The sequence below is a fragment of the Bacillus sp. FSL L8-0099 genome (assembly GCF_038006385.1).
Taxonomy (GTDB): Bacteria; Bacillota; Bacilli; order Bacillales; family Bacillaceae_G; genus Bacillus_A; species Bacillus_A toyonensis.
In genome coordinates, this window is sequence record NZ_JBBOVC010000001.1 from 143705 (window position 1) to 156677 (window position 12973).

A 12973-nucleotide genomic window follows, 5' to 3' on the forward strand; every position below is an offset into this window, starting at 1 on the left:
ATGGAAAGAATAAAATGTACAGTTGCATATGATGGCATGCATTTTTGTGGTTACCAAATTCAACCACAGCATCGTACTGTTCAACAAGAAATAGAGAAGGCATTACAGAAATTGCATAAGGGTGAACTTGTTCGTGTTCAGGCATCAGGCAGAACGGATTCTACCGTTCATGCGAAAGGACAAGTCATACACTTTGATACACCTTTGTCTCTTGAAGAGTGGCAATGGAGTAATGCTTTAAACACAATGTTGCCAGATGATATTGTTATCAGGCAAGTAGAGAAGAAAACAGAAGAATTTCATGCACGTTACGGTGTTGAGAGAAAAGAATATCGTTATCGTGTATTATTATCAAAGACTGCGGATGTATTCCGTAGAAATTACGTATATCAATATCCATATCCGCTTGAAATAAACTCTATAAGAAAAGCGATTCCTTATTTTATTGGAACGCATGATTTCACTTCTTTTTGTTCGGCAAAAACTGACAAAAAAGATAAAGTGCGAACAATTTTTGAAATCGAGTTAATTGAGCAAGATGATGAATTAATTTTTCGTTTTGTAGGTAATGGATTTTTATATAATATGGTCAGAATTATTGTTGGTACGTTACTTAACGTAGGGCAAGGAAAGCTTGATCCTGATAGCATTCCAGAGATTTTAGCAAAACAAAATCGCCAGTTTGCTGGAAAGATGGCTCCAGGTCATGGACTTTACTTATGGCAAGTAAACTATAACAACTAATCCTGGTGTAACATTTGCTTGACATTAGAAACTCAAAAGTATATCATAACATATGGTATTGTTTCTAAAACCACGATTAGCCCCGGAAGGAAATCGTGTTTAAGATAAACAATAGATTTTTTCTATGGAAAAGATAACGAGGAGGGAAACACATGCGTACGACTTTTATGGCAAAAGCTAACGAAGTTGAGCGTAAATGGTATGTGGTTGATGCTGAAGGTCAAACTTTAGGTCGCCTATCTACTGAAGTAGCATCCATTTTACGTGGTAAAAACAAACCTACATTTACACCACACGTTGACACGGGTGATCATGTAATTATTATTAACGCTGAGAAAATTCATTTAACAGGTAATAAATTAAACGATAAAATTTACTACCGTCACACTAACCACCCAGGTGGACTTAAGCAAAGAACAGCTCTAGAAATGCGTACAAACTACCCTGTACAAATGTTAGAGCTTGCAATTAAAGGGATGCTTCCAAAAGGACGTTTAGGACGTCAAGTATCTAAGAAATTAAACGTGTATGCTGGAGCAGAGCATCCACACCAAGCACAAAAACCAGAAGTTTACGAACTTCGCGGATAATTAATTAAAGGAGGGCTTACTTTGGCACAGGTTCAATACTATGGCACTGGACGTCGTAAGAGTTCAGTAGCGCGCGTACGCCTAGTTCCAGGCGAAGGACGCGTTATCATTAACGGTCGTGATTTTGAAAACTATATCCCATTTGCTGCATTACGTGAAGTAGTTAAACAACCTCTAGTTGCAACAGAAACTTTAGGTAACTACGATGTACTTGTAAACGTAAATGGTGGTGGATACACTGGTCAAGCTGGTGCTATTCGTCACGGTATTTCTCGCGCTTTATTAAAAGCTGATCCAGAATACCGTCTAACACTAAAACGTGCAGGTCTATTAACTCGTGACGCACGTATGAAAGAGCGTAAAAAATACGGTCTTAAAGGCGCACGTCGTGCACCTCAGTTCTCAAAACGTTAATTTTTGCGAACTACAAACCTCAACCATTTTGGTTGGGGTTTTTTTATATTTAATTCCTCTTATTTATTTTTGAAGTTTGGAATATTTTAGTGCTACCGTCCCGCGTATGCTTCTTCTTTAGAAGTTTAGACTAATACGTATTAGGGAGGTTTTATAAGTACTATGAATGTCATTGTCAGCTTAAAAGAAAAACAAAAAGAAAAGCAATTAAAATACGAGCGGAAGATGCTACGAGAATTATCATTAAAAACGTTGCGTTCAAATATTCGTGATGCCTTTCACATGCAAGAGCTTCATCGTCAGTATGAAGATTACTGTATTGAACTAGGAATAGAATCTTATTTATTAGGAGCGAGATACAGTAAGTTTGGTTATTATGGCGAATCGTTCTTTGATGTGAAATATAGGGCTTTAGAAGAAGAGCAACAATTAACGGAAACACTATTTCAATTTTTAACGAGTATGACTATACGAGAAATTAAGTTAAAAGATGAGGAATTACTTTTTGAATCTTGTCAGCAGTTTATCGGATTGTGGTGGCAGGAAGGATATGAAAAAGGTGAAAGAAGATATCGTTTAAAGCTACATTAAGACAAGCATAAACTTTCCTCTTGTCCCATATAAGTAATTAGAGGGACTAGCTGGAGGAGGAAAGGTATGAAGAGAATTCGAATTATCTCTTTTGCGCTCGCTGCGGTTGTTTTGTTTTTTTTAGTCAAACAAGAATTTCAAATTACAAAATCGTGGCGAGCGTGGAATTTACCCTTATCAGGGAAAGTAATTGTATTAGACGCAGGGCATGGTGGACCAGACGGAGGAGCTGTTGGTGGAAAGGATATTATAGAAAAAGACATAACTCTTGAAATTACAAAAAAAGTGCAAGATTATTTGCAAGAGCAAGGTGCATTAGTTATTTTGACACGTGAAGGAGATTATGATTTAGCTAACAAAGATACAAAGTCGTACAGTAGACGTAAAGCAGAGGATTTAAGAAGACGTGTGGAGATTATTAATAAGCCAGATGTCGATTTCTTTGCAAGTATTCATTTAAATGCATTAACTAGTAGTGGTTCTAAAGGAGCACAAACGTTCTACTACCGTTCTTTAACTGAAAATGAACGTGCTGCGAAGTTTATACAAGCTGAATTGAGAACGAGTTTAGAAAATACGAACCGTTCTGCTAAAACGATTTCTCATGTGTATTTATTAAAGTATGCGAAAACACCAGGCGCTTTAATTGAAGCTGGATTTTTATCGAATGTGAACGAAAGGTATATGTTAAATTCGGAAAAATATCAGCAAAAGGTAGCGGCTGCCGTATATCGAGGTATATTGCGTTATTTCACGGAAAAAGGAAATCCTCCAGAATAAGGGGGATTTTTTGAGTTTCTCTCGTTAACGAAGTTTTCGGAAAATATGTTATACTGAAAATGTAAACGCATTTATTTCAAGGATAAAGAGAGATAAATTCAATTAACATTACGTTATTTTTCATACAGGGGGCTGGGCTAATTATGGTAACGAAAGAGCAAGTAGTGGAAGCGTTAGAAGGGATTGTAGATCCGTTTTTACATAAAACGTTAAAAGAAACAAATGCAATTAAAGAGGTAACAGTCAAGCCGGAGAAGGAACATGTGAGTGTTAAAATTGCAATTGTAAAAACAGGTACTGCGGAACAAATGCAGTTGCAGTCGGGCATCGTAAAGTTAGTGAAGGAACTTGGGGCAGCAACAGTTGGACTTCGTTTTGCAGAATTTACAGAAGAGGAATTAGCTCAGTTTGTACCACCGCAAGAAGAAGAGCAAATTGAATCTTTATTGTCACCGAATTCAAAAACGACATTTTTAGCAGTTGCGAGTGGAAAAGGTGGAGTGGGAAAATCAACAGTCTCCGTTAACCTTGCCATTGCTTTAGCTCGTCTAGGGAAAAAAGTTGGTATCATTGATGCGGATATTTACGGTTTTAGTGTACCTGATATGATGGGGATAGAAAAACGTCCTATTGTAAGAGGAGATAAAATAATCCCAGTGGAGCGTCTAGGTGTAAAAGTAATCTCAATGGGATTCTTTGTGGAAGATAATGCACCGGTTATTTGGAGAGGACCTATGCTTGGGAAAATGTTAAATCATTTCTTCACAGAAGTAGAATGGGGTGATTTAGATTACTTAGTATTAGATTTACCGCCAGGTACAGGTGATGTTGCGCTAGACTTGCATTCCATGTTGCCGGCTTGTAAAGAGATTATAGTAACGACGCCTCATCCAACAGCGGCATTTGTAGCAGCGCGTGCTGGAGCGATGGCTTTGCGCACTGAACACAGTATTCTTGGTGTCGTTGAAAATATGGCGTATTTTGAAAGTAAAGTAACTGGTGAGAAGGAGTATGTATTTGGAAGAGGTGGAGGAGATAAATTAGCTACCGAATTACAAACAGATGTAATAGGCCGCATTCCACTTCAACAACCTGATTGGAATAAAGAAGACTTCGCTCCTTCAGTATATGAAGATACGCATACAACGGGGATTATTTATCGCACGATAGCTGAAACAGTAATTGATAAAACAGCTGTCGCGCAAAAATAAAATAATAATGAGTGGACGATATATATTGTCCACTCACTATTATAGTTATTATTTTTTACTGTTGTTCCTTACTCCCGCTTTGGGAGCCACCTTCGCCACCTGCATCTTTTTTATCAGAGCCACCTTTTTCAGCCTTTTGCACACCTTTACTAATAATATCAATCATCTTAGCTTGGAAGAGTGGACTTTCAGTAGTTTCTGTTAGTACTTGTTGTAAATATTGACGGTATTCTTTACTCTTCATTGTTTGCAACATCATTTTTTCTACTTCAGGGTTTTTCATGATCTCTATAACGCCTGCTTGGTATTCAGGGTCTTTTAGTAAGGTTTTCATTAAATTTGTTTGTTCTTTCCCCATACTTTTAGCGAATTTCGATGAGAACTCAGGGTCTTTAAAGAGCTTTTCCCAGAATTGCTGCCCTTTGTCGGATACCATTGCATCTTCAATCGTTTTCTTTACTACTGTTTCATCTAGTATGAGTGCTTGTTTCATTTTTTCATCAGTTAATACATCTTGAATGGCCTTCTTACCTTGATCAGTTTTTAAAATATCAACAATCATTTTCTTTGTTTGATCGTAATCTAATTCGGATTTCGTTTCTTTTCCTTGTGCACATGCTACAAGTGCAATAAGTAGAAAAGAAGAAACGAAAACGAGTAGTATCCGTTTCATAAGTTGGAACTCCTTTCAACACAGTTCTCTCTTTTTAATATAAATATCTTTAAGGAATTTATACATGAACATGGCTAGCTTTTTGAAATTGTCATTGATACAATTTAATTAGAAATATAAGGATAATGGGGGATGTGTTGTGAATAGCCGCAAGTGGGTACGACTATTTTTAACGACGTTGTTTCTTGGTGGAGTCAGCACGGTTATTATTGGGTTTGTTTTGGAGTGGGACAAGTACGATAAATTTTTTCAAAATTTCGACGTAAAGGAGATTCTAGCAGTTTCTTTCTGGTTGATGGGTGTAGGGTTTATTTTTAGTGTTATAAGTCAAATGGGGTTCTTTGCCTATTTAACGATTCATCGTTTTGGACTAGGTATGTTCCGATCGTCATCTTTATGGAATGTAGTCCAGCTCTTCTTTATTGCATTCGTTTTATTCGATTTTGTGTATTTAAGATCTGTACTCATTGCAAATGGAGAAGTTTCATTAGGGAATAACATACTTGTTGCTGGAATATTATTTGTGTTTGGAGCGATTGTTGCTTATATAAAAAGTAAAGAAACAAATAAAAAAGCATTTGTGCCTGCCCTGTTCTTTATGGTTGTTGTAACAATTCTTGAATGGGTGCCAGCACTAAGGATTAATGATACAGATTGGTTATATTTAATGGTTATACCACTTTTATTATGTAATGCATATCAGTTACTTATATTACATCGTTTAATCGGAAAAACGAGTAAAGCTGCTTAATTGAAAAGTACTTTTGAATTAAGCAGCGATAGTTATACTACGAGAAATAGTGAGATGGAAATAGCTCTATTACCTTTCGATAAGGTAATAGAGCTATTTATGTGTAAAGGGTAGCAGAAAAGAAACTACTTCACATCTTCACTTTTCGTACTTGTGTTGGAAATGAGTTGTGATACGGATATTTGTTGATATCCGTCACTCTTTAACTTTTGTAGAAGTAGCGGTAAAGCTTTATTTGTTTGAAGAGCAGAATCAGATGCGTGTAATAAGACAATATCTCCACCCTTCAAATTATTAGAGACAGTGGAAACGATAGTATTTACACCTGGATTTTTCCAATCATTTGAATTATTACTCCAATGAACGACAGTGTATCCGAGCGATTCTGCGATTTTAAGAGTTGCTTTGTTGAATTCACCACTAGGTGGACGCAATAGCTTGACTTGTTTTACGCCAAGTTTCGTAAAAACATCTTGGGCTCGTAAAAGATCTCTTCTTATTTCATTTGGCTCTAGAGAAGTGTAAGACGTGTAATTATAACCCATACTACCGATTTCATGTCCATCTTTCATGATACGTTCGACGATATCGGGATGTCTTTCGGCCCATGCAGCAGAAAGGAAGAAGGTTGCATTCTTAATTTCTCTTTCTTTGAGTGTCTCAAGGATTGGAATCGCTTTTTTGTCTCCCCAACTAATATCAAACGTGAACGCAACTTGTTTTTTAGCAGTATCTCCTTTGTAAATTACCTTAGGACCTGTAGCAGTTGAAAAAGCAGATTCATGTGAATATGTTTTTAAAAAGAGTAGCCATGCTGTAAATAAGGAAAGTATCACTATTAAGCTAATGTGTTTAAAAGTTCTTTTGCTCGTAATAAAAAAGAAAAACATAATATTACGCCCCTTTGTCCAATCCTTTTCAGTTACATATATGCTTTAAATATAAAAAAGAGAACAAGGGATTAATATCGTAAGTGGTGGATATAATGAATGATAGGATTTTGATGATTTGTTTTTGATAAGTAAAAATGAGCGGAACTTGTATTGCTCTGTAAGGAATGATTGAGGTGATGATTTGCTTGGGCTTATGTTGACGAAAGAAGAGAAAAAAGAAATGGAATACATATTGAAGAGAGAGTTAGAGGAACTTTTATTTGATTTTGAAGATGAGCGTATTCATGAGGTTGTAAAAAAAGCGATGGAAGAAAGATATAAAATCATTTTTTGTTTATTTCGAAGAGTTGCTAACGCAGAAGAATGTATTCGTTATGTAAGAAAAAGAATTTTTTATTAAAAAGTGTTGACGTTAATGATTAGTATATGGTAAATTAATAAACGTCGCTGATGCGGAAACGCAGAAAACGACAAGAAATAAATTGAAAAACTTAGTTGACATCGAAAAACGAAGATGTTAACATAAGGAAGTCGCAAATGAGCGACCAAGTAGTTCTTTGAAAACTGAACGAAACAAACAACGTGAAACGTCAATTTTTATTTTTAGATGCTAGACAAACTAACTTTATTGGAGAGTTTGATCCTGGCTCAGGATGAACGCTGGCGGCGTGCCTAATACATGCAAGTCGAGCGAATGGATTGAGAGCTTGCTCTCAAGAAGTTAGCGGCGGACGGGTGAGTAACACGTGGGTAACCTGCCCATAAGACTGGGATAACTCCGGGAAACCGGGGCTAATACCGGATAACATTTTGAACTGCATGGTTCGAAATTGAAAGGCGGCTTCGGCTGTCACTTATGGATGGACCCGCGTCGCATTAGCTAGTTGGTGAGGTAACGGCTCACCAAGGCAACGATGCGTAGCCGACCTGAGAGGGTGATCGGCCACACTGGGACTGAGACACGGCCCAGACTCCTACGGGAGGCAGCAGTAGGGAATCTTCCGCAATGGACGAAAGTCTGACGGAGCAACGCCGCGTGAGTGATGAAGGCTTTCGGGTCGTAAAACTCTGTTGTTAGGGAAGAACAAGTGCTAGTTGAATAAGCTGGCACCTTGACGGTACCTAACCAGAAAGCCACGGCTAACTACGTGCCAGCAGCCGCGGTAATACGTAGGTGGCAAGCGTTATCCGGAATTATTGGGCGTAAAGCGCGCGCAGGTGGTTTCTTAAGTCTGATGTGAAAGCCCACGGCTCAACCGTGGAGGGTCATTGGAAACTGGGAGACTTGAGTGCAGAAGAGGAAAGTGGAATTCCATGTGTAGCGGTGAAATGCGTAGAGATATGGAGGAACACCAGTGGCGAAGGCGACTTTCTGGTCTGTAACTGACACTGAGGCGCGAAAGCGTGGGGAGCAAACAGGATTAGATACCCTGGTAGTCCACGCCGTAAACGATGAGTGCTAAGTGTTAGAGGGTTTCCGCCCTTTAGTGCTGAAGTTAACGCATTAAGCACTCCGCCTGGGGAGTACGGCCGCAAGGCTGAAACTCAAAGGAATTGACGGGGGCCCGCACAAGCGGTGGAGCATGTGGTTTAATTCGAAGCAACGCGAAGAACCTTACCAGGTCTTGACATCCTCTGAAAACCCTAGAGATAGGGCTTCTCCTTCGGGAGCAGAGTGACAGGTGGTGCATGGTTGTCGTCAGCTCGTGTCGTGAGATGTTGGGTTAAGTCCCGCAACGAGCGCAACCCTTGATCTTAGTTGCCATCATTAAGTTGGGCACTCTAAGGTGACTGCCGGTGACAAACCGGAGGAAGGTGGGGATGACGTCAAATCATCATGCCCCTTATGACCTGGGCTACACACGTGCTACAATGGACGGTACAAAGAGCTGCAAGACCGCGAGGTGGAGCTAATCTCATAAAACCGTTCTCAGTTCGGATTGTAGGCTGCAACTCGCCTACATGAAGCTGGAATCGCTAGTAATCGCGGATCAGCATGCCGCGGTGAATACGTTCCCGGGCCTTGTACACACCGCCCGTCACACCACGAGAGTTTGTAACACCCGAAGTCGGTGGGGTAACCTTTATGGAGCCAGCCGCCTAAGGTGGGACAGATGATTGGGGTGAAGTCGTAACAAGGTAGCCGTATCGGAAGGTGCGGCTGGATCACCTCCTTTCTATGGAGAATTGATGAACGCTGTTCATCAATATAAGTTTCCGTGTTTCGTTTTGTTCAGTTTTGAGAGAACTATCTCTCATATATAAATGTATGTTCTTTGAAAACTAGATAACAGTGTAGCTCATATTTTTTAATTTTAGTTTGGTTAAGTTAGAAAGGGCGCACGGTGGATGCCTTGACACTAGGAGTCGATGAAGGACGGGACTAACGCCGATATGCTTCGGGGAGCTGTAAGTAAGCTTTGATCCGAAGATTTCCGAATGGGGAAACCCACTATACGTAATGGTATGGTATCCTTACCTGAATACATAGGGTATGGAAGACAGACCCAGGGAACTGAAACATCTAAGTACCTGGAGGAAGAGAAAGCAAATGCGATTTCCTGAGTAGCGGCGAGCGAAACGGAATCTAGCCCAAACCAAGAGGCTTGCCTCTTGGGGTTGTAGGACATTCTATACGGAGTTACAAAGGAACGAGGTAGACGAAGCGACCTGGAAAGGTCCGTCGTAGAGGGTAACAACCCCGTAGTCGAAACTTCGTTCTCTCTTGAATGTATCCTGAGTACGGCGGAACACGTGAAATTCCGTCGGAATCTGGGAGGACCATCTCCCAAGGCTAAATACTCCCTAGTGATCGATAGTGAACCAGTACCGTGAGGGAAAGGTGAAAAGCACCCCGGAAGGGGAGTGAAAGAGATCCTGAAACCGTGTGCCTACAAATAGTCAGAGCCCGTTAATGGGTGATGGCGTGCCTTTTGTAGAATGAACCGGCGAGTTACGATCCCGTGCAAGGTTAAGTTGAAGAGACGGAGCCGCAGCGAAAGCGAGTCTGAATAGGGCGTTTAGTACGTGGTCGTAGACCCGAAACCAGGTGATCTACCCATGTCCAGGGTGAAGTTCAGGTAACACTGAATGGAGGCCCGAACCCACGCACGTTGAAAAGTGCGGGGATGAGGTGTGGGTAGCGGAGAAATTCCAATCGAACCTGGAGATAGCTGGTTCTCCCCGAAATAGCTTTAGGGCTAGCCTTAAGTGTAAGAGTCTTGGAGGTAGAGCACTGATTGAACTAGGGGTCCTCATCGGATTACCGAATTCAGTCAAACTCCGAATGCCAATGACTTATCCTTAGGAGTCAGACTGCGAGTGATAAGATCCGTAGTCAAGAGGGAAACAGCCCAGATCGCCAGCTAAGGTCCCAAAGTGTGTATTAAGTGGAAAAGGATGTGGAGTTGCTTAGACAACTAGGATGTTGGCTTAGAAGCAGCCACCATTTAAAGAGTGCGTAATAGCTCACTAGTCGAGTGACTCTGCGCCGAAAATGTACCGGGGCTAAATACACCACCGAAGCTGCGAATTGATACCAATGGTATCAGTGGTAGGGGAGCGTTCTAAGTGCAGTGAAGTCAGACCGGAAGGACTGGTGGAGCGCTTAGAAGTGAGAATGCCGGTATGAGTAGCGAAAGACGGGTGAGAATCCCGTCCACCGAATGCCTAAGGTTTCCTGAGGAAGGCTCGTCCGCTCAGGGTTAGTCAGGACCTAAGCCGAGGCCGACAGGCGTAGGCGATGGACAACAGGTTGATATTCCTGTACCACCTCTTTATCGTTTGAGCAATGGAGGGACGCAGAAGGATAGAAGAAGCGTGCGATTGGTTGTGCACGTCCAAGCAGTTAGGCTGATAAGTAGGCAAATCCGCTTATCGTGAAGGCTGAGCTGTGATGGGGAAGCTCCTTATGGAGCGAAGTCTTTGATTCCCCGCTGCCAAGAAAAGCTTCTAGCGAGATAAAAGGTGCCTGTACCGCAAACCGACACAGGTAGGCGAGGAGAGAATCCTAAGGTGTGCGAGAGAACTCTGGTTAAGGAACTCGGCAAAATGACCCCGTAACTTCGGGAGAAGGGGTGCTTTCTTAACGGAAAGCCGCAGTGAATAGGCCCAAGCGACTGTTTAGCAAAAACACAGGTCTCTGCGAAGCCGTAAGGCGAAGTATAGGGGCTGACACCTGCCCGGTGCTGGAAGGTTAAGGAGAGGGGTTAGCGTAAGCGAAGCTCTGAACTGAAGCCCCAGTAAACGGCGGCCGTAACTATAACGGTCCTAAGGTAGCGAAATTCCTTGTCGGGTAAGTTCCGACCCGCACGAAAGGTGTAACGATTTGGGCACTGTCTCAACCAGAGACTCGGTGAAATTATAGTACCTGTGAAGATGCAGGTTACCCGCGACAGGACGGAAAGACCCCGTGGAGCTTTACTGTAGCCTGATATTGAATTTTGGTACAGTTTGTACAGGATAGGCGGGAGCCATTGAAACCGGAGCGCTAGCTTCGGTGGAGGCGCTGGTGGGATACCGCCCTGACTGTATTGAAATTCTAACCTACGGGTCTTATCGACCCGGGAGACAGTGTCAGGTGGGCAGTTTGACTGGGGCGGTCGCCTCCTAAAGTGTAACGGAGGCGCCCAAAGGTTCCCTCAGAATGGTTGGAAATCATTCGTAGAGTGCAAAGGCATAAGGGAGCTTGACTGCGAGACCTACAAGTCGAGCAGGGACGAAAGTCGGGCTTAGTGATCCGGTGGTTCCGCATGGAAGGGCCATCGCTCAACGGATAAAAGCTACCCCGGGGATAACAGGCTTATCTCCCCCAAGAGTCCACATCGACGGGGAGGTTTGGCACCTCGATGTCGGCTCATCGCATCCTGGGGCTGTAGTCGGTCCCAAGGGTTGGGCTGTTCGCCCATTAAAGCGGTACGCGAGCTGGGTTCAGAACGTCGTGAGACAGTTCGGTCCCTATCCGTCGTGGGCGTAGGAAATTTGAGAGGAGCTGTCCTTAGTACGAGAGGACCGGGATGGACGCACCGCTGGTGTACCAGTTGTTCTGCCAAGGGCATAGCTGGGTAGCTATGTGCGGAAGGGATAAGTGCTGAAAGCATCTAAGCATGAAGCCCCCCTCAAGATGAGATTTCCCATAGCGTAAGCTAGTAAGATCCCTGAAAGATGATCAGGTTGATAGGTTCGAGGTGGAAGCATGGTGACATGTGGAGCTGACGAATACTAATAGATCGAGGACTTAACCATATAATATGAAGCGATGTTATCTAGTTTTGAAGGAATATATATTTAAAATTCCTTTTGACATTCTGAAAAGAATGTGTATAATGATAAAAGTCTGGTAATGATGGCAGAGAGGTCACACCCGTTCCCATACCGAACACGGAAGTTAAGCTCTCTAGCGCCGATGGTAGTTGGGACCTTGTCCCTGTGAGAGTAGGACGTTGCCAGGCTTGTATTATTCCGCAGTAGCTCAGCGGTAGAGCTATCGGCTGTTAACCGATCGGTCGTAGGTTCGATTCCTACCTGCGGAGCCATTATGCTTCCATAGCTCAGCTGGTAGAGTACTTCCATGGTAAGGAAGAGGTCACCGGTTCAACCCCGGTTGGAAGCTTGGAAAAAGTTTTTAAATTTTTGGCCCGTTGGTCAAGTGGTTAAGACACCGCCCTTTCACGGCGGTAACACGGGTTCGAATCCCGTACGGGTCACCACTTTTGGAGGATTAGCTCAGCTGGGAGAGCACCTGCCTTACAAGCAGGGGGTCGGCGGTTCGATCCCGTCATCCTCCACCATATATGTTTAAATGTCGGAGGGGTAGCGAAGTGGCTAAACGCGGCGGACTGTAAATCCGCTCCTTCGGGTTCGGCAGTTCGAATCTGCCCCCCTCCACCATTTTCTTTAAAATAACCTGAGAGGGTTTATTTTTTTGAGAAGATAAGCATACTAGTAAATATTAATGGGCTATAGCCAAGCGGTAAGGCAACGGACTTTGACTCCGTCATGCGCTGGTTCGAATCCAGCTAGCCCAGCCATTTACGAGCCATTAGCTCAGTTGGTAGAGCATCTGACTTTTAATCAGAGGGTCGAAGGTTCGAATCCTTCATGGCTCACCATTTTCGCGGAAGTAGTTCAGTGGTAGAATACAACCTTGCCAAGGTTGGGGTCGCGGGTTCGAATCCCGTCTTCCGCTTTGTTACTACGGGGCCTTAGCTCAGCTGGGAGAGCGCCTGCCTTGCACGCAGGAGGTCAGCGGTTCGATCCCGCTAGGCTCCATATAAATAGAGAAAGCGTACATCATATGATGTACGCTTTTTTTGTGTTTAAAAAGA

Annotated in this window: 10 protein-coding genes, 9 tRNA genes and 3 rRNA genes; 20 read left to right on the forward strand and 2 right to left on the reverse strand. The window is 42.6% G+C overall.

Annotation, left to right across the window (positions count from 1 at the left end; all coding sequences use genetic code 11):
• The 6 genes from truA (at position 1) to MHH42_RS00855 (ending at position 4330) form a co-directional block, all read left to right on the forward strand.
• Complete coding sequence (truA, locus tag MHH42_RS00830; RefSeq protein ID WP_000439681.1) at positions 1-744, forward strand: tRNA pseudouridine(38-40) synthase TruA; 744 nt, start codon at positions 1-3, stop codon at positions 742-744.
• Positions 745-896: 152 nt separating this feature from the next.
• Positions 897-1334 (forward strand): 50S ribosomal protein L13, encoded by a 438-nt coding sequence (rplM, locus tag MHH42_RS00835; RefSeq protein ID WP_001260795.1) that lies wholly within the window; start codon positions 897-899, stop codon positions 1332-1334.
• Positions 1335-1355: 21 nt separating this feature from the next.
• Complete coding sequence (gene rpsI / locus MHH42_RS00840; RefSeq protein ID WP_000079986.1) at positions 1356-1748, forward strand: 30S ribosomal protein S9; 393 nt, start codon at positions 1356-1358, stop codon at positions 1746-1748.
• 162 nt (positions 1749-1910) lie between these two features.
• Complete coding sequence (locus MHH42_RS00845; RefSeq protein ID WP_001101000.1) at positions 1911-2339, forward strand: DUF2521 family protein; 429 nt, start codon at positions 1911-1913, stop codon at positions 2337-2339.
• A gap of 66 nt (positions 2340-2405) precedes the next feature.
• Positions 2406-3119, forward strand: a complete 714-nt coding sequence (gene cwlD / locus MHH42_RS00850; RefSeq protein WP_000822443.1) for an N-acetylmuramoyl-L-alanine amidase CwlD — start codon at positions 2406-2408, stop codon at positions 3117-3119.
• A 143-nt stretch (positions 3120-3262) separates the two neighbouring features.
• On the forward strand, positions 3263-4330 hold the full coding sequence (locus tag MHH42_RS00855) for an Mrp/NBP35 family ATP-binding protein (protein WP_340892703.1): 1068 nt from the start codon (positions 3263-3265) through the stop codon (positions 4328-4330).
• A 55-nt stretch (positions 4331-4385) separates the two neighbouring features.
• Here MHH42_RS00855 and gerD read toward each other — a convergent pair whose 3' ends face one another.
• Positions 4386-5003 carry a spore germination lipoprotein GerD gene (gerD, locus tag MHH42_RS00860; protein WP_000821768.1) on the reverse strand — a complete coding sequence of 206 codons (618 nt, stop codon included), beginning with the start codon at positions 5001-5003 and terminating at the stop codon, positions 4386-4388.
• A 139-nt stretch (positions 5004-5142) separates the two neighbouring features.
• Between gerD and kbaA the strand changes: the two genes are divergently transcribed.
• Positions 5143-5754: a KinB signaling pathway activation protein KbaA gene (gene kbaA / locus MHH42_RS00865; protein ID WP_001088537.1), complete on the forward strand. Its 612-nt coding sequence runs from the start codon at positions 5143-5145 to the stop codon at positions 5752-5754.
• Positions 5755-5879: 125 nt separating this feature from the next.
• Here kbaA and pdaB read toward each other — a convergent pair whose 3' ends face one another.
• Positions 5880-6644 (reverse strand): polysaccharide deacetylase family sporulation protein PdaB, encoded by a 765-nt coding sequence (gene pdaB, locus MHH42_RS00870; RefSeq protein ID WP_000464721.1) that lies wholly within the window; start codon positions 6642-6644, stop codon positions 5880-5882.
• A gap of 184 nt (positions 6645-6828) precedes the next feature.
• On the opposite strand from pdaB, the gene MHH42_RS00875 reads away from it, so the two are divergent.
• From MHH42_RS00875 to MHH42_RS00935, 13 genes are all read left to right on the forward strand, one after another.
• Complete coding sequence (locus tag MHH42_RS00875; protein ID WP_000901142.1) at positions 6829-7047, forward strand: hypothetical protein; 219 nt, start codon at positions 6829-6831, stop codon at positions 7045-7047.
• Between the two features lie 225 nt (positions 7048-7272).
• Positions 7273-8824, forward strand: a 16S ribosomal RNA gene (locus tag MHH42_RS00880).
• 145 nt (positions 8825-8969) lie between these two features.
• Positions 8970-11891: ribosomal RNA gene (locus tag MHH42_RS00885) — 23S ribosomal RNA — on the forward strand.
• 90 nt (positions 11892-11981) lie between these two features.
• Positions 11982-12097, forward strand: a 5S ribosomal RNA gene (rrf, locus tag MHH42_RS00890).
• Together the 16S, 23S and 5S rRNA genes with 9 tRNA genes alongside form the textbook arrangement of a ribosomal RNA operon.
• Positions 12098-12106: 9 nt before the next feature.
• Positions 12107-12181: transfer RNA gene (locus tag MHH42_RS00895), tRNA-Asn, on the forward strand.
• A 4-nt stretch (positions 12182-12185) separates the two neighbouring features.
• Positions 12186-12258 (forward strand) — tRNA-Thr (locus MHH42_RS00900).
• Positions 12259-12280: 22 nt separating this feature from the next.
• Positions 12281-12355: transfer RNA gene (locus tag MHH42_RS00905), tRNA-Glu, on the forward strand.
• Positions 12356-12360: 5 nt separating this feature from the next.
• Positions 12361-12436 (forward strand) — tRNA-Val (locus MHH42_RS00910).
• A 16-nt stretch (positions 12437-12452) separates the two neighbouring features.
• Positions 12453-12536: transfer RNA gene (locus MHH42_RS00915), tRNA-Tyr, on the forward strand.
• 65 nt (positions 12537-12601) lie between these two features.
• Positions 12602-12676 (forward strand) — tRNA-Gln (locus MHH42_RS00920).
• A gap of 5 nt (positions 12677-12681) precedes the next feature.
• Positions 12682-12757: transfer RNA gene (locus MHH42_RS00925), tRNA-Lys, on the forward strand.
• A gap of 5 nt (positions 12758-12762) precedes the next feature.
• A tRNA-Gly gene (locus MHH42_RS00930) sits at positions 12763-12834 on the forward strand.
• 10 nt (positions 12835-12844) lie between these two features.
• Positions 12845-12917 (forward strand) — tRNA-Ala (locus MHH42_RS00935).
• Positions 12918-12973: the final 56 nt, after the last annotated feature.